We start from the raw sequence: 18,922 nt of genomic DNA, 5'->3' as shown, positions 1-18,922 counted from the left end.
CGGCGTCGTTGAGTTTTGTAGCTATGAGTGATGACTGAGCGAAGCTGGCTACGGACCGCGTGGGGTTCAGTCCAAAGGCCAGGTTTCGCGGCTTGCTGCTCTTACCGCCTGCGCCGATTCGAGCGCCAGGGCATCCTGGGCGCGTTGACGGCACAGTTGATAATCGAGGTTGCGCACCCGCGCCTTGATGCCCGGCACCGAGACCGGGTCCACCGAAAGCTCGGTCACGCCAAGGCCGACGAGCAGCGGCATGGCGAGCGGGTCGCCCGCCAGCGCGCCGCACACGCCAACCCATTTGCCGTGCTTGTCCGCGCCTTGCACGGTGGCTGCGATCAACCGCAGCACAGCCGGATGCAAGCCGTCCGCCTGGGCAGCGAGGTCGGCCTGACAACGGTCCATGGCGAGCGTGTATTGCGTCAGATCGTTGGTGCCGATCGAGAGGAAATCCGCGTGTTGCGACAGTTGATCGGCCAGCAGCGCCGCCGACGGCACTTCGATCATCACGCCGACTTCGATCGGTTCCGTGCGGCCCAACTCGCGCGCGAATTCGTCGATGCGCTTACGGATACGGATCAATTCGCCGACATCGGTCACCATCGGCAGCAGGATGCGCACCGCGCCGAGTGGCTGCACCGCCAGCAGGCCGCGCAACTGATCGTCGAGCAGATCCGGGCGCACTTGTGCAAGGCGGATGCCGCGCAAGCCGAGCGCGGGATTCGGTTCGGGCGGCAGCGTCAGATAGTCGACTTCCTTGTCCGCGCCGACATCCAGCGTGCGAATGATCGCAGTGCGGCCGCTCAAAGCGTCGACGATTGCCTGGTAGCTCTGACGATGTTCGTCCGTGGTCGGCGCAGCGGCGCGGTGAATGAACAGCAGTTCGGTGCGCAACAGGCCGACGGAATCGGCGCCGTTTTCGACGGCGGTCGTCGCGTCGTCGAGGGTGGCGATGTTCGCGGCCACTTCGATCGCGCGGCCATCGGACGTGACTGCCGCTTGCTGCGACGTGCGTCGATTCGCTTCGCGCACATCGGCGAGGCGAGTGCGCTCCAGACGCGCGCGTTCGACATCGAGTTCGGTCGGTGCGAATTCGAGGCGGCCGGTCGTGGCGTTCACCACCACTTGCGTGCCTTCGGGGATCGCATGCAGTGCGTCGCCGACTGCCACCAGCGAGGGAATGCCCGCCTGACGCGCAAGAATCGCCGCGTGCGAAGTCGCGCCGCCGCGTGCCATGACCAATGCCGTGACACGCGAGCGATCCAGTGTGGACAGATCGGACGGCGTGAACTCTTCAGCCACGAGCACGGCTTCTTCCGGCAGCGTGCGCGCCGCGGCGTTCGTGTAACCCAGCGCGCGCAACACGCGCTTTTCGATGTCGCGCAGATCGGCAGCACGTTCCGCGAGCAACGCGTCTTCGATATTCGTCAGGATCGCGATCTGTGCGCGGATCGCTTTGCGCCACGCAAAGCCGGCGCTTTTGCCGAGGCTGATCAGATCGCGCGAAGCGTCGAGCAGCGTGGGATCTTCGAGCAGCACGCGATGCACCGAGAAAATACCCGCTTCACCGACCGCGCCGCGTTGCGACGCGTCACGCACGGTTGTGTCGAGGTCCGCATCGACGGTGGCAATCGCCTTGTCGAGCAAACGGCTCTCCGCCGCCGACGTGCCGTTCGCCTTTTCGGGCGGATCGATGTCCGCGTCGTCCCAGCGCACCAGCTTGCCGACCGCGACGCCCGGCGCCGCGCAGACGCCTGCAAGCGTATTCGGCGCGAGCGTCTCGCCTGCCGGACGCGCGACGGCTTGCGGCGCCGGCGAACTTTGACGCGCCGGTTTTTCTTCCACTTCGCCGTGCGCTTCACGCGTCAGTTCGTGCGCGATCGCGTTGATCGCGGCTTGCGCTTGCGGACCGACGCCGAGCAACTCGACGGTCGCGCCTTCACCTGCGCCAAGGCCCAGCAAACCGACCACGCTTTCGATCGCGGCTTTGCGTCCTTCGTAACGCACTTCGACGCGTGCGTCGAAACCGCGCGCCGCTTCGCGGGCACGTGCCGCCGGACGCGCATGCAAACCGCCTGCGTGAATCAGCGTCACTTGCTGACGGGCCTCTTCCGTGACGTTCGTCGCGCTCGCCTGGCGCGAGGCTTCGGCCGCCGCGCCGCTGCGCGCGCGCAGCACCAGCAACGGCGTTTCACCCGCCTTCAGCAAGCCGCCCTGCACACGTTCGACGATCTCGAACGCATCCGAATTGGCGATCGCGATCACCGACACGAGACTCGGCGCATTCAGCGCAACCTGATCCTGATCGAACTCGATCAGCACGTCGCCAGCGCGCACGTGAGCGCCCTGAGCGACCATCGGCGCGAAACCCTTGCCGTTCAGTTCGACCGTATCGATACCGATATGCAGCAGAATCTCGGCGCCTTCGGCGGTGGCCAGCGTCAGGGCGTGACCGGTGCGCGCGAGATGGGTGACAGTACCGTCGCACGGCGCGACGAGTCGGCCCTCGAGCGGATCGACGCCGATGCCGTCGCCGAACATGCCGCCCGAAAACACAGGGTCGGGCACATTCGCGAGCGGCACGACCGGACCGGTCATGGGTGCGAGCAAAACAATATGGCCTTCAGAATGGCTCATCAAGCGGGACTCCTCGACACGTCGCATCTGATTTCTCGTCAGTGAGTTTCGGTGACTTTGTTGAGATGGCGCGGCGCATCGGGATTGCGCCCGCGCGCGGCGGCAAGGCCGGCGGCCATCACGTAAAAGGACAGGATTGCGGCTATCGGATCGAGCGCCGCATGAGCGGTGGTGGCGAGCGGCAGCGTGGCTTCCGGCACATCGGCCGGCGCCGCGAGCAGAACGCGGGCGCCGCGCGTCTTCATGTCGCGCGCGAGTTGCAGCAAGCCGGCCTGCTCAGGTCCGCGCGGTGCGAAGACTAGCAGGGGATAGTCGCGATCGATCAGTTCCATCGGACCGTGACGCACTTCCGCGCTCGAAAACGCTTCGGCCTGAATGCCGGAGGTTTCCTTCAGTTTCAACGCGGCTTCCTGCGCGATGGCAAGACCCAGACCGCGGCCGATCACGATCATGCGCTCGACGCCGCGCAATTCCTCCACGGCCGTCGACCAATCGAGCTTGCCGGCGGCGTGCAACGCTTCGGGCAGCGTCTTCAACGCGGCGAGCAGTTCGGCGTCCTGCTGCCAATGCGCGACGAGCTGCGCGGAGATCGACAGCATCGCGATATAGCTCTTGGTGGCCGCGACGCTCAACTCGGGACCGGCGACGAGCGGCAATTCGAATTCGCACGCGTCGGCCAAGGGCGAGCCCGGCACGTTCACGGCGGCGACGGTCAACGCGCCGGCTTTGCGCAGCGCGTCCATGGTGCCGACCAGGTCCGGGCTCTTGCCCGATTGCGAGAACGCCAGCGCGAGCTGATCGCGCACCTGCAGCGGCGCCTGTTGCAGCGTGGCGACCGACATCGGCAGCGAGGCGACCGGCACGCCGAGGCGGCTCATCGTCAAGCTGGCGAAGTAACTCGCCGCATGGTCGGAGCTGCCGCGCGCGACCGTCAGCGCGACATGGCGCGGCTGCTGGGCGAGCTTCGCCGCCAACGCCTCGACGCGCGAGGTATCCGTGAGTTGCGCGGCGACCGTTTCAGCGGATGCCAGCGCCTCTTTAAGCATATTCGACAAGTGCTTCTCCTTCGACGTAAGTCGCGGTCAACGCCAGTTCACGATCGAACACGACCACATCGGCCCATGCACCGCGCGCGATGCGGCCGCGGTCTTCAATGCCCAGGTAGTCGGCGGCGTAGCGCGACAAACGGTTCGATACATCGGCGATCGGCAAGCCGATCGACACAAGATTGCGCAGCGCCTGATCCATTGTCAGGGTGCTGCCGGCGAGCGTGCCGTCGGCGAGACGCACGCCGCCGAGGCACTTCGTCACATGCTGGCTGCCAAGGCGGTATTCACCGTCGGGCATGCCGGTGGCCGAGGTGCTGTCCGTGACCACATAGAGACGCGGAATCGCGCGCAACGCAGCGCGGATCGCCCCCGGATGGACGTGCAGCAGATCGGGAATGATTTCGGCGAACTCGGCGTGCGCGAGCGCCGCGCCGACGAGGCCAGGGTTTCGATGGTGCAGCGGCGACATGGCGTTGAACAGATGCGTGAAGCCGCACGCGCCATGCTTGAGCGCGGCGACGGCGTCGTCGTAGGTGCCGAGCGAATGGCCCAGTTGCACGCGCACGCCACGCGCCGCCATCTCGGAGATGATCTCCATATGGCCGGCAATTTCCGGCGCCAGCGTGACCACGCGAATCGGCGCGATGGACAGATACTTCAGCACTTCGTCCATGACCGCCGAGACCGCCGCGTCAGGCTGCGCGCCGAGCTTGCCGGGGTTGATGTACGGCCCTTCCAAATGCACGCCGAGCACGCGCGCGCCGCCGGGCGTGCGAATTCGCGCGTTGTTGCCCAGCTCCGCGACGACGGCCATCAGCTCGTCGCGCGGCGCGGTCATGGTGGTGGCGAGCAGACTGGTCGTGCCGTAACGCGCATGCGTGCGCGTGATGGTTTCGATCGCGTTGCCGCCTTCCATCACGTCGGAGCCGCCGCCGCCATGCACGTGCAGATCGATAAAGCCAGGCAGGATATACGGCGCGTCGTTGGTCGACGGATCGACGCGTTCGCCGGTGAGCGCCGTGATGCGGCCGTTTTCGTATTCGAGCGTGCCGTGAATCCACCCATCGGTGGTGAGTATGTTTCCGGTCAGCATGAGTCTCTCTGGTGAGGCGTAATACGGGGCGTGACTGAATGGCGCCTGGCGGCTGCGCCGCACCTGAACTTTGCGGGCTTCGCGCGCCGCTCAATCGAGCAGATCAGGTGCGCAATTCAGCGACAAAGTCGTAGTAATCGTCGCGGCAATAGGTGTCGGTCAACTCGATTGCGCGCTGATCGGCGCTATAGCCAATACGGGTAATGACCAGCAGCGCCGAGCGCGGTTCGATGTCCATCAACGAAGCGATCTCGCTCGAAGCGTTGACCGCGCGGAAGTGCTGCAAGGCGCGCACGACGGCGGCGCCGCGTTGTTCGAGATAGCTGTAAAGCGAATCACCGACGGCGTGCGGGTCGGGCACGATCGCCGCCGGCAGCGCCGAATGCTCGACCGCCATGACGATGCCGTCCGCGCGCCGCAGGCGCCGCAGACTCGTCACCGCCGCGCCGGGCGACAGCCCGAGGTGCACCAGTTCGTCATGGTTGGCGGCGCGGATATCGCGCTCGAGCCACACCGAATCCGGCCGGAAACCGCGCTGCTGCATCTTCTTCGTGAAGCCGGTGAGCCGCGACAGCGGGTCTTCGACGCGCGGCGTGATGAAGCTGCCCGCGCCGCGAGCGCGCCGGATCAGGCCTTGCTCGACCAGCAACTCGATCGCCTTGCGCGCCGTGATGCGCGACACGCCGATCGCGTCCGAGAGCGTGCGCTCCGAGGGCAGCGCCTCACCCGCCGACCACACGCCGCAGTGGATCGCTGTCGCAAGATTGCGCGCGAGCTGCAAATAGAGCGGCGTGACGTTGCGGGCGTCAGGCATCAGTGCGGACCAGCGAGTTTCCATGGGGCTCCGGCGACCTTCGCGAAAAGGTAGGTCTACGAAAAATGAGAGCCCATTATATAACCAACATAATACCAGTCAACCAACTGGTTCCATGTTGGTATGATGCGGCGCAAAGCCTTGCTGCATAAGGCTTAGAGGGGCACTCAGAGGCGCTGGAGAGGGTTTTTTGGAGCCCAGGATTTACCCGTATTGGGCTTCAGGAAGCCTTCCAGCGGGTTCAAACAGGTTTCAACACGCTGACAACCCGGCCGTGATCGATACCTTTTTAATACCAGTGCCGATCAGGCCTTTGCCGGCGTGGCTTTTGTAAAGGGGTGCGTTCCAATATAGTGCTGAGTAGCAAGCTATAAAAAATCCCCTGGGAGCAGCATTTGACAGATTCCGAGGCGCTGCGGCGTGCTCAGGCCGTCCGCCATTTCAACCGCTTCTATACCCGACACATTGGCGCACTGCATGAGCATCTGGCAAAGAGCGCGTTCTCACTGACAGAGGTACGCGTACTGCACGAGCTCTCTCGCGAACGTGCGCAAACGGCCTCGGTGCTCGGGCGTTCCCTCGGTCTCGACAGCGGTTATCTCAGCCGTCTGCTGACGAGCTTTGAACGACGCGTCCTGATCACGCGCCGCCCGTCCGAGACGGACGCGCGCCAGTCGCTGATCGCGCTCACGGACAGCGGCCACGCCGCGTACGCCCCGCTCGATAGCGCGGCGATCGAAGAAGTGTCGATCTTGCTTTCCGGCCTCCCGGCCCTCTCCCAGGATCAGTTGATCGCCGCGATGAAGCTCATCGAGCGGCTGCTCGGCGACAAACCGAAACACGAACTCGTGGTGCTCCGCCAGCCGCGCCCAGGTGAATGCGGCTGGCTCGTGCATCGCCAGGCGCAATGGTTCGCCGCGCAATACGACTGGGATCCGTCGTTCGAGGGCTTGCTCGCGCGGGTCGTCGCCGATTACACGCAACGCAATGATCCGGTGCGGGAGATGTGCTGGGTCGCCGATCAGGAAGGGATGGTGGTCGGCTCGGTCTGCATCGTCGGCGTGTCGACAACGGTGGCGGGCGTGCGGCTCCTGTGGGTCGAGCCGGACGTGCAGCGGTTGGGCATCGGCACGCAGTTGCTGAGCGAATGCGTGCGCTTCGCGAGGCGCGCGGGCTATACGAAGCTCACGCTGACGACGGCCGCGTCGCTCGAACAACCGCGGCGCCTGTGCGAGCGCGCCGGGTTCAGGCTTGCCGGCACGGCGGCTGAGCGCCGTTTCGGCAAGGACCTGACAGTCGAGCGATGGGAATTAGGCTTGTAGCAAGCGTCGCTGCTTAGAACGACGGCACCACCGAGCCCTTGAACTGCGTCTTGATGAACTGGCGCACGTCTTCCGACTGGTAAGCGGCAACCAGCTTCTTGACCCACGGCTTGTCCTTGTCCTGGGTGCGCACGGCGATCAGGTTCGCGTACGGGCTATGCACGTCTTCGAGCGCGATCGAATCTTTGGTCGGCTGCAGTCCGGCGGCCAACGCGAAGTTCGTGTTGATGGCGGCAGCGTCGACGTCCGACAGCGAGCGCGGCAGTTGCGCGGCGTCGAGTTCGACCAGCTTGATCTTCTTCGGATTGTCGGCGACGTCGAGCGGCGTCGCGTTATTGCCGTTCGTGCCCGCGCCGGCCTTCAGCTTGATCACGCCTTGCGTTTGCAGCAACAGCAGCGCGCGGTTTTCGTTCGACGGATCGTTCGGCACCGCGATCTTCGCGCCTTGCGGCAGATCCTTCAGCGACTTCAGCTTCTTCGAATAGATGCCGAGCGGCGAGATGTACGTGAGGCCGGCGTTGACGATCTTGTAGCCGCGCTGCTTGATCTGGCTATCGAGGTACGGCTGGTGCTGGAAGCTGTTGGCGTCGAGATCGCCGGCGTCGAGCGCGGCGTTCGGCTGCACGTAGTCGTTGAATTCGACGACCTTTACGTTCAGGCCTTCGCGCTTCGCTACTTTGGTGACGACTTCCCAGATCTGCGCGTCCGGGCCGCCGATCGTGCCGACCTTGATGACTTTGTCGTCGGCGTGCGCGCCGAAGCTGGTGAAAATCGCCGTGGTGGCGACGACTGCCGAGAGGACTTTAAGGACGTTTCTGCGCTGCATGTGATTCTCGCTTGTTTCTAATCGACGACTTGATCGATGACTTGATTGATGGCTCATCGATTTCTGATCGGTGTCAGATTCGGGTGGAAGCCGGCGGCAACATGGCTTGTGGCCATGCGCCGTCAACTGGACCTGAAATGGTCTCATAGTCCCGGCGAGATGGGAAATATCACGATCGCATATGGTTATGCGCCTTGAACGGCGCGGGACCGCGTGCGCGTGAGAGGCACGCGGTCGGTGCAGCGGAGAATCAGAAGGTGGTCCAATCGTCGTCTGGCGGGGTGGCTCTTACTGCCTCGGCTGATGCGCGCGGCGCGTTCGTGGCGGCAGGCTTGGCGCTCGCGACATGCGCGGACGATGCCGAAACTCGTGTCGATGTCGAGGCCGACGCGGCGGACGTCCTGGCGGGCGCCGACAGCTTCGTCTCCGCGCGCGGCGATGCCGACGCAGAGTGCGACGCCGCGCCGATTTCGCGCGCTGCTGTCGTTGCTGCCGCCGTTGCGGCTGCTTGCGGCGCCGCAGCCGTCGCCACCGTCGCCGTCACTCTCCGCGCCGCGACCACCGCCGAACCAGGCGCGCCACCTTCGGCACCGTTCACGCGAAACGCACTCACCGTCTCGCGCAAACGCCCCGCCTGATTCTGCAACGAAGCCGCCGCGGCCGCAGCCTGCTCGACCAGCGCCGCGTTCTGCTGCGTCACTTCGTCCATATGCGTGACGGCACGGCCGACCTGGGCAATGCCGCTGCTCTGCTCTTCGGATGCCGCCGCGATCTCGCCCATGATGTCGGTCACGCGCTGTACGGCCTGGAGAATCTCGCCCATCGTCGTGCCGGCCTGCTGGACCAGTGTCGAACCGTTGTGCACGCGTTCGACCGACGCGCTGATCAACTGCTTGATCTCCTTGGCCGCCGTTCCCGAGCGCTGCGCGAGGCTGCGCACCTCGCCCGCGACGACCGCGAAACCGCGGCCCTGCTCACCGGCGCGCGCGGCTTCCACAGCGGCGTTCAACGCAAGAATGTTGGTCTGAAACGCGATACCTTCGATCACGCCGATGATGTCCGCGATCTGCCGCGAGCTGTCGTTGATCTCGCCCATCGTGCCGATCACGCGGCTCACCACGTCGTTGCCGCGCGTCGCGATTTCGGACGCGTTATGCGCGAGTCCGCTCGCTTGCCGCGCGTTGTCGGCGTTCTGCTTGACCGTTGCGGTGAGCTCTTCCATGCTCGCGGCGGTCTCCTGCAGCGAAGCCGCCTGCTGCTCGGTGCGCTGCGACAGATCGCCGTTGCCGGCCGCGATCTGCTGCGTCGCCGACGCAATGGATTCCGCCGAGCGACGAATCTCGCCGATGGTCCGCTGCAAGCGGTTCTGCATGTCATGCATGGCCGCCATCATGCTGGTCTTGTCCTGCGGACGAACGTCGACCACTTGTGTCAGATCGCCCTGCGCGATACTCGCCGCGAGCCGCGCCGCCTGATCAGGCTCGCCACCAAGGCTCGCGCGCACGTTGCGGATGATCAGCAGCATCGCCAGCGAGATGATCGCGCCGATGACCAGCACCACGGCCAGGTGGCCGAGCAGCGTCTCGTAGTAGACCGTATCGATGTCCTTGATGAACACGCCGCTCGTGATGTTCCAGTCCCATGGCGCAAAACGCACCACGTAGCTGATTTTCGGCACGGCCGTTTCGCTGTGCGGCAGGCGTCCGCGATACTCCGCGAAGCCGCGGCCGCTTGCCTTGGCCGCGTCGACGATTGCCACGTACAGAAGCTTGCCGTCCGGGTCCTTGAAGTCGCCGACCGGCTTGCCGGTCATTTGCGGCAGCGTGGGATGCATCAGCACGACGGGCTTCGAATCCATCACGAACAGGTAGCCGGATTCGCCATAGCGCATGGTCGCGAGACGGGCGAGCGCTTCGCGCTGCGCGTCGGCCTCGCTCAGCTTGCCGCTCTGCGAGAGCGCGTAATAACCGTTCACGATACCTTGCGCGGCATCGACCAGATTCACCATGCCCGCCTTGCGCTCGGCCAGCATCGTGCTGCGCGTTTCGACCGCACTCCACAGCCCGACGCCCAGCAGCCCCAGCCAGACGAGCGCGAGCGACAGCCATAGTTTGCGATTCAAACTCATCCTGCTCATTGTTGTGGTCTCTCTCGTGTGATTCGTGTTCCGTTCGCAGTCGCAAGAACGCGATTGCGTATCGCGCGCAAACGATTGCTATCGATATAACGGCATGACAAACGGCCAACTTGAGAGACGCAGCGAGGAAGCCAGCGGACGCACCGCGTGGCATGCATGCGGATTGAATGCGCGCATCGAATCGGTCTCTGCACGATAATTCGAGACTGCGGCCGCATGCTCGATGCGGCTCATTCCCTTGCTTGAGAGAACAACGCCCATGTACGTCATCGACCTTATCTACACCGCACCGCTGGAACGCGTTGACGACGCGCTGGAAGCGCACCGCGCGTTTCTGACGCGACAATTCGAAGCAGGCGTGTTCGTCGCGGCCGGACCGAAAGTGCCGCGCGACGGCGGCATCATTCTGGCGACGCGCATCGAGCGCGATAAGCTGGACGAGATTCTCGCCAGCGACCCGTTCGCGCAGCAGAAGCTCGCGCGTTACGAGGTGACGGAATTCAAGGTGACGCGGCTCGCGCCGGGGTTGAATCTGCCGATTCTGGCTTGAGCTTCAGAGCAAGGGGAAGTTGGTTGAAAACGGACGCGTGATACGACACGCGCCCTTACGGCTGCGCGTGTCAGTCGAGCAGCAGCTTGATGTCGTGCACCCACGGCGTCGCGCCTTGGCCGTCACGCGCGAACAGACGCAGCTTGCCGTCCGTATCGAACACATAGCTCGCTGCCGTGTGATCCATCGTGTAGCTGTCAGGCGTCTTGCCCGGCACCTTCGCGTAGTAGACGCGGAAGTCCTTCGTGATCTTGGTGAGTTGCGCCTGATCGGCCGGGCGCAAGCCGACGAACGTCGGGTTGAACGCCGGCACGTATTGCGCGAGCAAGGCCGGCGTATCGCGCTCGGGATCGACGGTGACGAACAGCACCTGCACACGCTTCGCGTCTTCCGGGCCGAGTTGCTGCAACGCTTGCGAGAGCTCGGCCATCGTGGTCGGGCAAACGTCCGGGCAATGTGTGTAGCCGAAGAACAGCACCACCACCTTGCCTTTGTAGTCCGCCAAGGTGCGGACATGGCCGGCCGTGTCCGGCAGCGAGAAGTCGCTCCCGAACTGGGTATTGCCGGTGATGTCGAGATTCTGGAACGCGGGCGGCTGCTTGCCGCAGCCTGCGACCAGCAAGGCGCCACCGAGCGCGCAAGCGATCACAGCAGCACGCGCCGTGCGCGCGAAGCGGTTATTGAGCATGGTATTACGCGCCGATCAGGACGCGCGCATAGTGGTCGATCAGCAGCGCGGCGAACAGCAGCGAGAGATAGACGATCGAATAACGGAAGGTCTTGCGCGCCAGATCGTCCGAGTACTCGCGATAGATCTTCCACGCATAGGCAAGGAACACGGCACCCAGCAGCACGGCCGCCGCGAGATACACCACGCCGCTCATGCCGGAGATGAAGGGCATCATGGTGACCGCGAACAGGATCACCGTGTACAGCAGAATATGCAGGCGCGTGTACTTCTCGCCGTGCGTGTTCGGCAGCATCGGCAAGCCGGCGTTTTCGTAGTCTTTGCGGCGATACAGCGCGAGCGCCCAGAAATGCGGCGGCGTCCATACGAAGATGATCAGCACCAGGATCCAGGCGTCGCCCGGCACGTGGCCGGTGACCGCGGCCCAGCCGAGCGCCGGCGGCATGGCGCCCGAGGCGCCGCCGATCACGATGTTCTGCGGCGTGGCAGGCTTGAGCAGCAGCGTATAGATGACGGCATAACCGACGAACGTGGCCAGCGTGAGCCACATGGTGAGCGGATTGGCGAACGTGTAGAGCGTCCACATGCCGAGGCCGCCGAGCACAGCTGAAAACAGCAGAATTTGCGCGCTGGTGATTTCGCCCCGCGCGGACGGCCGCCACGAAGTGCGGCGCATCTTGGCGTCGATCTTCTGCTCGACGAGGCAATTGATGGCGAACGCCGCGCCGGCCAGCAACCAGATGCCGACGGTGCCGCCGATCAGCGGAGTCCACTGCACCATGCCGGGCGTCGACAGGAACATGCCGATGACGGCGCAGAACACGGCGAGTTGCGTGACGCGCGGCTTCGTCAGGGCGATGTACTGGGAGACCCGGCTACCGGGCGTTTGGGAGAGTGTTGTGCTGTCCATGTGGAGTCACGCTGGCGCGGCATCGCGCGCAGAGAGCACGGCGCGGCCGGGACGGCTATAAGCGATCCGAAAGTTTAACATAACGAGCAGAAGCAGCAGGATCGCGGCCCCACCGTTATGCGCGATCGCAATGGGCAACGGCCATTGCAGAACGATGTTCGACAGCCCGGTGATGAACTGGATCAGCATCACCAGCAGCACGCCGTTTGCCGGTCGCCGCAATGACTCGAAGTGGCGCAATTTCAGTGCGAACCAAACCAGATAGGCGACCACGACGAGGGCGAAGGTGCGGTGTGTCCAGTGGATCGCCACCAGCGCATCTTGCGTGATCATGTCGCCATCGCCCGTCATGCCGAGCGCGCGCCACAAGTGGAAGCCGTGCGCGAAGTCCATCGGCGGAACCCATTGGCCGTTGCAGGTCGGGAAATCGGTGCACGCGAGCACCGCGTAGTTCGTGCTGACCCAGCCGCCCAAGGCGATCTGCGCGATCAGCAGCAGCAGACCCGCGATTGCCGCCGCGCGCCAGCGCGCGGCTTCAGGCTCGTACGCCGGCAACGGCGTTTGCCGCGCGGCCAGCCAGCCGAGCGTGCCCAGCAGCGCGAGGCCCAGCAGCAAGTGCGTGGTCACGATGATCGGTTGCAATTTCATCGTCACGGTCCAGGCGCCGAACGCGCCTTGCACCAGAATCAGCAGCAACAGCGAGGTCGGCCACCACGGCGACACACGCAGCGGACGCCGCTTGATGCGCGCCGTCCACGCGATGACGGTCTGCGCGATGATCAGCACGCCGATCGCCATCGCGAAGTAACGGTGGATCATTTCGATCCAGGCCTTCGTCATGCTGACCGGTCCGGTGGGCATCGCCTGATGCGCAGCCGTGATCGCCGCATGCGCGATGAACGGCGACGAGGTGCCGTAACAGCCCGGCCAGTCCGGGCAGCCGAGCCCGGAATCGGTGAGCCGCGTGAAGCCGCCGAACATCACCAGATCGAGCGTGAGGAAGGTGGTGAGCCAGACCAGCTTGCGGAATTTGTTGTCGTCGGCCTTGACCCATACGTAGGACAGCGGCAACAAGGCGATACACAAGCCGATCAGGGCCAGTTGCAGTACGAACATCTCTCTTACCTATGTTGCGGCATCAACCGATGCTCGACCATTTGAGCAGCTTGGTCACGTCACTCTTGATCTTGCTGGGGTTCGGATCTTTCGGGAAACGCATCATCAGATTGCCGTTCGGATCGACCATATAGATGTGGTCGGTGACCTGGGTGCCATTATCCGCGGGCAGCCATGCCGAGACCTGCGCGGGATCAACGATCATCATGTTGGTGTCGGGATACGCCTTTTGTATCACGTCGGCGACGTTGCCCGCATCGGTGCGGAGCCACACTTCCACGACGCGCTCGCGTTCCGGGCCTTGGGCTGTGCGGATTTGTCGCATGAAGTAGAGCTTGGTGACGCACGCTTTGTCGCACGCGCTGTTGTCGACCGAAATCAGCAACCAGCGGCCGCGCAGCGTAGCGAGCTTGACGGGCTTGCCATCCTCGCCCGTGACGACGAGCGAGTCGGGGATCGGGCGTTGCGGCTCGACCAGAGCGCCGTAGCTCGTGCTGCCGCCGGACGGCTTGATCACGTAGTACGTGAAATACGACACGGCGATTGGCGCGGCGCAGATGATCGCCAGCAGCAGCAGAATCCAGCGGCCGCGCTCCCACGAACCCTTACCGTTGGGTTGGCCGGGCATGACTTTAGGCGCTGCGGGTTTGCCGGCTTGCGGCGAACGGGGAGATTGCGTCGACACTACAGGACCTCTTTCAATGATTGCGCTGCTTGTGGCTCGAACCTAGGCCACAAGCAGCATGTGCTGCATTACACGCCCGGCGCGTGCTCTTTCTTCGCGGCACGCCGAGCAGCGTACAGACCGAAGACCAGCGCGGCGGCCGCCATGCCCCACCACTGGAACATGTAGCCGTAGTTGCGCTCGACGCCTTCAGTCGGCGCGGGCCAATCGCGCACCAGCTTGTCGCCGTCGCCGCTCAATTGCTGAATCACGAACGACTGCAGCGGCAGACTGGTTTCCGCGGCATACGCGGTGACATCCAGATTCTGGCGGATCAGTTGATGCTCGGCCGAGCCGCCCTGCCCCAACTCGTAAGCGCGCGACGCATCGGCGCGCGCAATGCCTTCGATTTCGATTTCGCCTTGCGGCGTGGTGTACGGCGCGATGGTCTCGCGATTGTTCATGTTGCGTGGCAGCCAGCCGCGATTGACCAACACGTAGCCGCCGTCGGTCAGTTTAAAAGGCATCACGACGTAAAAGCCCGGCTGATCGTTATACGGACGATTATCGAGGTAGACGACCTTGTCCGCGACGAAACTGCCACGCGCTGTGACGCGATGAAACTCGATGTCCTTCAACTGAACCGGCGCGCCGCTCAAGGGTTGCGCGGGCGCGTTCTCGAACTGCGTGATTTGCGCTTCGAGCGCTTCCTTCTGATGCGCGCGGTCACGCTGCCAGAAACCCAGCCGAACCGTCACCACGATCACTAGCAGAATCAGCAGCGCGGGAAAGAGGCGAAACTTCATCGCGCACGCTCCGACAGCACCTGTGGCGTCACGGGGAACGCACGGCAAACGCAGGCGCGCGGTGAGATAATAAAGGTCTTGCCTCTGCGCTTCCTGGTTTCAACTGGTTCCATGCACATTCTCGTTCCCATCGCCTTCGTCCTGATCATCGCCAGCATGGTGTCGGCGCTGTACTTCATGATGCATGACAAGGGCAAAACCAAGCGGATGGTCTGGTCGCTCGCCACGCGGGTGGGCCTGTCGATCTCGCTGTTCCTGTTCATCCTGTTCGCTCACTGGATGGGCTGGATTCAGTCGACTGGTATTCCTTACGGGCGCTGAGCCCGGCGGAAAAATCTCCACGCCGCCAAACAAAACGCCGCCCTGACAGGGTCGAGGGCGGCGCTGCATGGGTCTTCTTGCATACTGCCGAGTTGCACACTGCTCGCGCGCCACGCCCCGAAGGACATTGCGCGAACAGCCTGCACACCTTCCGGCTTGCCGGTCGGCGCGCAGACCGGACTGCGTTACAGCCAGTACACGACGATGTACAGCCCGAGCCACACGACGTCCACAAAGTGCCAATACCAGGCCGCGCCTTCGAACGCGAAGTGATGCTCCGCCGTGAAGTGACCGCGAATCATGCGCGCCAGCACGACGGCCAGCATCGTGCCGCCGAGGAACACGTGAAAGCCGTGGAAGCCGGTCAGCAGGAAGAACGTCGAACCATACACGCCCGACGACAGCGTCAGATTCAGTTCGTTGTACGCGTGGAAATATTCGAAGCCTTGCAGGAACAGAAAGCTGACGCCAAGCACGAGCGTTGCGGCCAGCCAGATGATCGCGTTCTTGCGATGATCTTCACGCAGCGCGTGGTGCGAGACCGTCAGCGTCGCGCCCGAGGAAAGCAGCAGCGCCGTGTTGATGGTCGGCACCGGCCACGGTTGCATCGACTTGAAGGTCGAGACCAGCGCTGCCGGACCGTTGTTCGGCCACACCGCCGAGAAGTCCGGCCAGATCAGCTTGTAATCGAGGCTGCCCAATTGATGCAGTGCGATTTCACGCGCATAAAACAGCGCGCCGAAGAACGCACCGAAGAACATCACTTCGGAGAAGATGAACCAGCTCATGCTCCAGCGGTACGACTTGTCGACATTCTTGCCGTACATGCCGCTTTCCGACTCGGCGATCGCGTCGCCGAACCAGTGCCACAGCGTAAAGAGCAGCCACAACAAACCGGCGACGACGCCGATCGGCGCCCAGTCATGTTCGTTGATCCAGGCCGCAAGCGATCCGAGCATGACCAGCAACCCAGCAGCGGCGCTGATCGGATGCCGCGACGGATGCGGTACGAAATAGTACGGGCTCTCGTTTTGACCGCTCATTCTTGATTCTCCACTTCAGTCCAGTTGTTCCGGAATCTCCGGCTGTATCTTCGGCGGCGCGTCGATACCGCACCGCTTCGCTCTAATTTCTGGGCGCTGCTTCGCCCGATTCTACGCGTGCGTCTCGCGCTTCAACCTACTACGACGCGTACGATCAGAATCAGCACCACGATAAAAATGGCCGCGCAGATCAACGCTGCCGCGATCACGTGCAGCGGGTTCAACTGCGTGGCGTCCGCCTCCAGATCGCGACGCTTGCGCACCCCGAAAAACGACCAGAGCACCGCACGCATCGACTGACCAAAACTGCTCTTGCGCGGGCTGCCGCCGTTATCGCTCATCTCGTTTCTTTTTCCTTCGCCTGCGGCGCGAGCCGTCAGGTGGGATTGGCTGCCGTGGCCGCCGCGCTTTTATCCGTATTGGCCGTGGGCGCCGCGCTTCCGGTCGTCGCCGCTGCCGGCGTATTCAACTCAAAGAACGTGTACGACAACGTGATCGTTTTCACGTCCTTCGGCAACTTCGGATCGACCACGAACACCACCGGCAGCCGCCTCGTCTGATTCGCCGTCAACGTTTGCTGCGTAAAGCAAAAACACTCGATCTTCTTGAAGTACTCGGTGGCCTGCTTCGGCGCGTAGCTCGGAATGGCTTGCGCCTGAATCGTGCGCGCCTGTTCGTTGCTCACCTCGTACATCACCGTCGTCACTTCACCCGGATGCACGTCGAGACTACGCTGCTCCGGCTTGAAACCCAGCGGGCCGCGCGCGTTCGCATCGAATTCGATCGAAATCGTGCGGCTCATGTCGACCTGCGTATTCTTCGCCTCACGCACCGTGGCATCACGCTGCACGAGGTTGTTGATGCCGGTGATCTGGCAGATCGCGCGATACATCGGCACCAGCGCGAAACCGAAACCGAACATCATCAACGCGACGACGAACAGCTTGATCAGCATCGAACGGTTAAAAGAACGGTCGGCCTTAGCCGGCGGTTGCGTCGACATCTCAATCCTCAACAAACCTGCACACAGACTCGAATCACTTTGTCAGGAAAACCACTTCTGATGAATGATGACGCTCGCGAAAAACACTGCGGCGATCACGAACATCACGAAACCAATACGCCGGTTGCCTGCACGAATCTGCTCGGGCGTACGTCTTTCTTGAGGATTGCGCGTCATGCTCGACTTTCTGGATACTTTTCGTGACCACGGGTGCCGCCACTACTTTCGTGGTTGCCGACTCCGGCAGCGAACTGCTGCGCCACCTGAGCCGGCACTCTCACCGACGACCAATTACTCGACGGTCGGCGGGTTTTCGAACGTGTGGAACGGAGCCGGGCTCGGTACGGTCCATTCGAGGCCCGTTGCGCCGTCCCACGGCTTGTCGCCAGCCTTTTCGAGCTCGCCGCCGCCACGGTAGGCCGGCAGCGCAACCGCGAACAGGAAGTAGACCTGCGCCAGACCGAAGCCGAACGCGCCGATCGAAATGACCTGATTCCAGTCCGTGAACTGTGCCGGGTAGTCAGCATAACGACGCGGCATACCTGCGAGACCGACGAAGTGCATCGGCAGGAACGCGAGGTTGAAGAAGAACATCGACGCCCAGAAGTGAATCTTGCCGCGCGTTTCGTTGTACATCCAACCGGTCCACTTCGGCGCCCAGTAGTACCAGCCGGAGAACAGCGCGAACAGCGAACCTGCCACCAGCACGTAGTGGAAGTGAGCCACCACAAAGTAAGTCCCGTGGTACTGGATGTCGAGCGGCGCCATGGCCAGCATCAGACCCGACAGGCCGCCGAACGTGAACACCAGCAGGAAGCCGACAGCGAACAGCATCGGCGTTTCGAAGCTCAGCGAACCGCGCCACATCGTCGCGACCCAGTTGAACACCTTCACACCCGTCGGCACGGCGATCAGCATGGTCGCGTACATGAAGAACAGCTGGCCCGTCACCGGCATGCCGGTTGCGAACATGTGGTGCGCCCAGACCATGAACGACAGAATCGCGATCGACGAGGTTGCGTACACCATCGAGCTATAGCCGAACAGCGGCTTGCGCGAGAACGCCGGAATCACCTGCGACACGATCCCGAACGCCGGCAAGATCATGATGTACACCTCGGGGTGCCCGAAGAACCAGAAGATGTGCTGGTACATGACCGGGTCGCCGCCGCCTGCCGCGTTGAAGAACGACGTGCCGAAGTGGCGGTCGAACAGCACCATGGTGATCGCGCCGGCCAGAACCGGCATCACGGCGATCAGCAGGTACGCGGTGATCAGCCACGTCCACACGAACATCGGCATCTTCATCAGCGTGAGGCCGGGCGCGCGCATGTTCAGGATCGTCACGACGATGTTGATCCCGCCCATGATCGACGACGCACCCATCAAGTGGACCGCGAAAATCGCGAAGTCCATGCCCGGGCCCATCTGCGTGGACAGCGGCGCGTACAGCGTCCAGCCCGCGGCGGTCGCGCCGCCCGGTGCGAAGAACGAGCCGACCAGCAGAACAGCGGCCACCGGCAGAAGCCAGAAGCTGAAGTTGTTCATGCGGGCGAAAGCCATGTCCGATGCGCCGATCTGCAGCGGCACCATCCAGTTCGCGAAGCCGACGAAAGCCGGCATGATCGCGCCGAACACCATGATCAGGCCGTGCATGGTGGTCAACTGGTTGAAGAACTCGGGACGCATGATCTGCAGGCCCGGTTCGAACAGTTCGGCACGGATCATCAGCGCCATCACGCCCCCGGAGAGGAACATGGTGAACGAGAAGATCAGGTACAGCGTACCGATGTCCTTGTGATTGGTTGCGAACAGCCAACGGCGCCAGCCATGCGGCGTTTCGTGGGCATGGTCGCCGTGCACGTGTTCGTGGCCTGCGACTACATCGTGTCCGATGCTAGACATGACAATCTCCTAAAGCGAATACTGCGGTGCTGACCATGAACACG

Annotated in this window: 19 protein-coding genes; 3 read left to right on the top strand and 16 right to left on the bottom strand. The window is 63.4% G+C overall.

Annotated elements, in window-relative coordinates:
- Window positions 1-66: 66 nt before the first annotated feature.
- From ptsP to HF916_RS29695, 4 genes are all read right to left on the bottom strand, one after another.
- Complete coding sequence (gene ptsP / locus HF916_RS29710) at window positions 67-2,631, bottom strand: phosphoenolpyruvate--protein phosphotransferase (protein WP_206002013.1); 2,565 nt, start codon at window positions 2,629-2,631, stop codon at window positions 67-69.
- Window positions 2,632-2,669: 38 nt separating this feature from the next.
- Window positions 2,670-3,677, bottom strand: a complete 1,008-nt coding sequence (locus tag HF916_RS29705; RefSeq protein WP_168795693.1) for an SIS domain-containing protein — start codon at window positions 3,675-3,677, stop codon at window positions 2,670-2,672.
- Entirely contained in the window at window positions 3,670-4,773 is a 1,104-nt protein-coding gene (nagA, locus tag HF916_RS29700; RefSeq protein ID WP_168792473.1) for an N-acetylglucosamine-6-phosphate deacetylase, read from the bottom strand. The genes HF916_RS29705 and nagA overlap by 8 nt, the downstream gene beginning before the upstream one ends.
- A gap of 103 nt (window positions 4,774-4,876) precedes the next feature.
- Window positions 4,877-5,611, bottom strand: a complete 735-nt coding sequence (locus HF916_RS29695; RefSeq protein ID WP_168792472.1) for a GntR family transcriptional regulator — start codon at window positions 5,609-5,611, stop codon at window positions 4,877-4,879.
- 371 nt (window positions 5,612-5,982) lie between these two features.
- On the opposite strand from HF916_RS29695, the gene HF916_RS29690 reads away from it, so the two are divergent.
- The gene (locus tag HF916_RS29690) at window positions 5,983-6,909 is read left to right on the top strand and encodes a bifunctional helix-turn-helix transcriptional regulator/GNAT family N-acetyltransferase (protein ID WP_168792471.1); all 927 of its coding nucleotides are present in this window, start codon (window positions 5,983-5,985) and stop codon (window positions 6,907-6,909) included.
- 13 nt (window positions 6,910-6,922) lie between these two features.
- Here HF916_RS29690 and HF916_RS29685 read toward each other — a convergent pair whose 3' ends face one another.
- Complete coding sequence (locus HF916_RS29685) at window positions 6,923-7,735, bottom strand: MetQ/NlpA family ABC transporter substrate-binding protein (protein WP_168792470.1); 813 nt, start codon at window positions 7,733-7,735, stop codon at window positions 6,923-6,925.
- Window positions 7,736-7,985: 250 nt separating this feature from the next.
- Window positions 7,986-9,872 (bottom strand): methyl-accepting chemotaxis protein, encoded by a 1,887-nt coding sequence (locus HF916_RS29680; RefSeq protein WP_168792469.1) that lies wholly within the window; start codon window positions 9,870-9,872, stop codon window positions 7,986-7,988.
- A gap of 259 nt (window positions 9,873-10,131) precedes the next feature.
- Between HF916_RS29680 and HF916_RS29675 the strand changes: the two genes are divergently transcribed.
- The gene (locus tag HF916_RS29675; RefSeq protein WP_168792468.1) at window positions 10,132-10,422 is read left to right on the top strand and encodes a YciI family protein; all 291 of its coding nucleotides are present in this window, start codon (window positions 10,132-10,134) and stop codon (window positions 10,420-10,422) included.
- A 70-nt stretch (window positions 10,423-10,492) separates the two neighbouring features.
- Here the strand turns inward: HF916_RS29675 and HF916_RS29670 are convergent, their stop codons facing one another.
- From HF916_RS29670 to HF916_RS29650, 5 genes are all read right to left on the bottom strand, one after another.
- Window positions 10,493-11,110, bottom strand: a complete 618-nt coding sequence (locus tag HF916_RS29670) for an SCO family protein (protein WP_168792467.1) — start codon at window positions 11,108-11,110, stop codon at window positions 10,493-10,495.
- 4 nt (window positions 11,111-11,114) lie between these two features.
- Complete coding sequence (gene cyoE, locus HF916_RS29665; protein ID WP_168792466.1) at window positions 11,115-12,020, bottom strand: heme o synthase; 906 nt, start codon at window positions 12,018-12,020, stop codon at window positions 11,115-11,117.
- 6 nt (window positions 12,021-12,026) lie between these two features.
- On the bottom strand, window positions 12,027-13,136 hold the full coding sequence (locus HF916_RS29660) for a COX15/CtaA family protein (protein ID WP_168792465.1): 1,110 nt from the start codon (window positions 13,134-13,136) through the stop codon (window positions 12,027-12,029).
- 22 nt (window positions 13,137-13,158) lie between these two features.
- A complete protein-coding gene (locus HF916_RS29655; protein WP_168792464.1) occupies window positions 13,159-13,821 on the bottom strand; it encodes a cytochrome C oxidase subunit I in 663 nt (220 codons plus the stop codon).
- A 68-nt stretch (window positions 13,822-13,889) separates the two neighbouring features.
- On the bottom strand, window positions 13,890-14,606 hold the full coding sequence (locus HF916_RS29650; protein ID WP_168792463.1) for an SURF1 family protein: 717 nt from the start codon (window positions 14,604-14,606) through the stop codon (window positions 13,890-13,892).
- A 111-nt stretch (window positions 14,607-14,717) separates the two neighbouring features.
- Here HF916_RS29650 and HF916_RS29645 point away from each other — a divergent pair, with 111 nt between their 5' ends.
- Window positions 14,718-14,927, top strand: a complete 210-nt coding sequence (locus HF916_RS29645; protein WP_007179452.1) for a twin transmembrane helix small protein — start codon at window positions 14,718-14,720, stop codon at window positions 14,925-14,927.
- A gap of 185 nt (window positions 14,928-15,112) precedes the next feature.
- Here HF916_RS29645 and HF916_RS29640 read toward each other — a convergent pair whose 3' ends face one another.
- The 5 genes from HF916_RS29640 to ctaD form a co-directional block, all read right to left on the bottom strand.
- On the bottom strand, window positions 15,113-15,970 hold the full coding sequence (locus HF916_RS29640) for a cytochrome c oxidase subunit 3 (RefSeq protein ID WP_168792462.1): 858 nt from the start codon (window positions 15,968-15,970) through the stop codon (window positions 15,113-15,115).
- 131 nt (window positions 15,971-16,101) lie between these two features.
- Complete coding sequence (locus HF916_RS29635) at window positions 16,102-16,311, bottom strand: DUF2970 domain-containing protein (RefSeq protein ID WP_168792461.1); 210 nt, start codon at window positions 16,309-16,311, stop codon at window positions 16,102-16,104.
- Window positions 16,312-16,346: 35 nt separating this feature from the next.
- A complete protein-coding gene (locus HF916_RS29630) occupies window positions 16,347-16,973 on the bottom strand; it encodes a cytochrome c oxidase assembly protein (protein WP_168792460.1) in 627 nt (208 codons plus the stop codon).
- A gap of 42 nt (window positions 16,974-17,015) precedes the next feature.
- On the bottom strand, window positions 17,016-17,150 hold the full coding sequence (locus HF916_RS51055) for a cytochrome oxidase small assembly protein (RefSeq protein ID WP_095417582.1): 135 nt from the start codon (window positions 17,148-17,150) through the stop codon (window positions 17,016-17,018).
- Window positions 17,151-17,264: 114 nt separating this feature from the next.
- The gene (gene ctaD / locus HF916_RS29625) at window positions 17,265-18,878 is read right to left on the bottom strand and encodes a cytochrome c oxidase subunit I (protein ID WP_154564591.1); all 1,614 of its coding nucleotides are present in this window, start codon (window positions 18,876-18,878) and stop codon (window positions 17,265-17,267) included.
- Window positions 18,879-18,922: the final 44 nt, after the last annotated feature.

This window comes from Paraburkholderia aromaticivorans (assembly GCF_012689525.1).
Classification (GTDB): Bacteria; Pseudomonadota; Gammaproteobacteria; order Burkholderiales; family Burkholderiaceae; genus Paraburkholderia; species Paraburkholderia aromaticivorans_A.
The sequence above is the reverse complement of the archived record's forward strand: the minus strand, read 5'-3'. Positions and strand labels throughout refer to the sequence as shown.

Bases quoted from the DNA above. Each gene is read 5' to 3' on its own strand.
- ptsP (WP_206002013.1), bottom strand. From the start codon at position 2,631: ATGAGCCATTCTGAAGGCCATATTGTTTTGCTCGCACCCATGACCGGT.
- HF916_RS29705 (WP_168795693.1), bottom strand. From the start codon at position 3,677: ATGCTTAAAGAGGCGCTGGCATCCGCTGAAACGGTCGCCGCGCAACTC.
- nagA (WP_168792473.1), bottom strand. From the start codon at position 4,773: ATGCTGACCGGAAACATACTCACCACCGATGGGTGGATTCACGGCACG.
- HF916_RS29695 (WP_168792472.1), bottom strand. From the start codon at position 5,611: ATGGAAACTCGCTGGTCCGCACTGATGCCTGACGCCCGCAACGTCACG.
- HF916_RS29685 (WP_168792470.1), bottom strand. From the start codon at position 7,735: ATGCAGCGCAGAAACGTCCTTAAAGTCCTCTCGGCAGTCGTCGCCACC.
- HF916_RS29680 (WP_168792469.1), bottom strand. From the start codon at position 9,872: ATGAGCAGGATGAGTTTGAATCGCAAACTATGGCTGTCGCTCGCGCTC.
- HF916_RS29675 (WP_168792468.1), top strand. From the start codon at position 10,132: ATGTACGTCATCGACCTTATCTACACCGCACCGCTGGAACGCGTTGAC.
- HF916_RS29670 (WP_168792467.1), bottom strand. From the start codon at position 11,110: ATGCTCAATAACCGCTTCGCGCGCACGGCGCGTGCTGCTGTGATCGCT.
- cyoE (WP_168792466.1), bottom strand. From the start codon at position 12,020: ATGGACAGCACAACACTCTCCCAAACGCCCGGTAGCCGGGTCTCCCAG.
- HF916_RS29660 (WP_168792465.1), bottom strand. From the start codon at position 13,136: ATGTTCGTACTGCAACTGGCCCTGATCGGCTTGTGTATCGCCTTGTTG.
- HF916_RS29650 (WP_168792463.1), bottom strand. From the start codon at position 14,606: ATGAAGTTTCGCCTCTTTCCCGCGCTGCTGATTCTGCTAGTGATCGTG.
- HF916_RS29645 (WP_007179452.1), top strand. From the start codon at position 14,718: ATGCACATTCTCGTTCCCATCGCCTTCGTCCTGATCATCGCCAGCATG.
- HF916_RS29640 (WP_168792462.1), bottom strand. From the start codon at position 15,970: ATGAGCGGTCAAAACGAGAGCCCGTACTATTTCGTACCGCATCCGTCG.
- HF916_RS29635 (WP_168792461.1), bottom strand. From the start codon at position 16,311: ATGAGCGATAACGGCGGCAGCCCGCGCAAGAGCAGTTTTGGTCAGTCG.
- HF916_RS29630 (WP_168792460.1), bottom strand. From the start codon at position 16,973: ATGTCGACGCAACCGCCGGCTAAGGCCGACCGTTCTTTTAACCGTTCG.
- HF916_RS51055 (WP_095417582.1), bottom strand. From the start codon at position 17,150: ATGACGCGCAATCCTCAAGAAAGACGTACGCCCGAGCAGATTCGTGCA.
- ctaD (WP_154564591.1), bottom strand. From the start codon at position 18,878: ATGTCTAGCATCGGACACGATGTAGTCGCAGGCCACGAACACGTGCAC.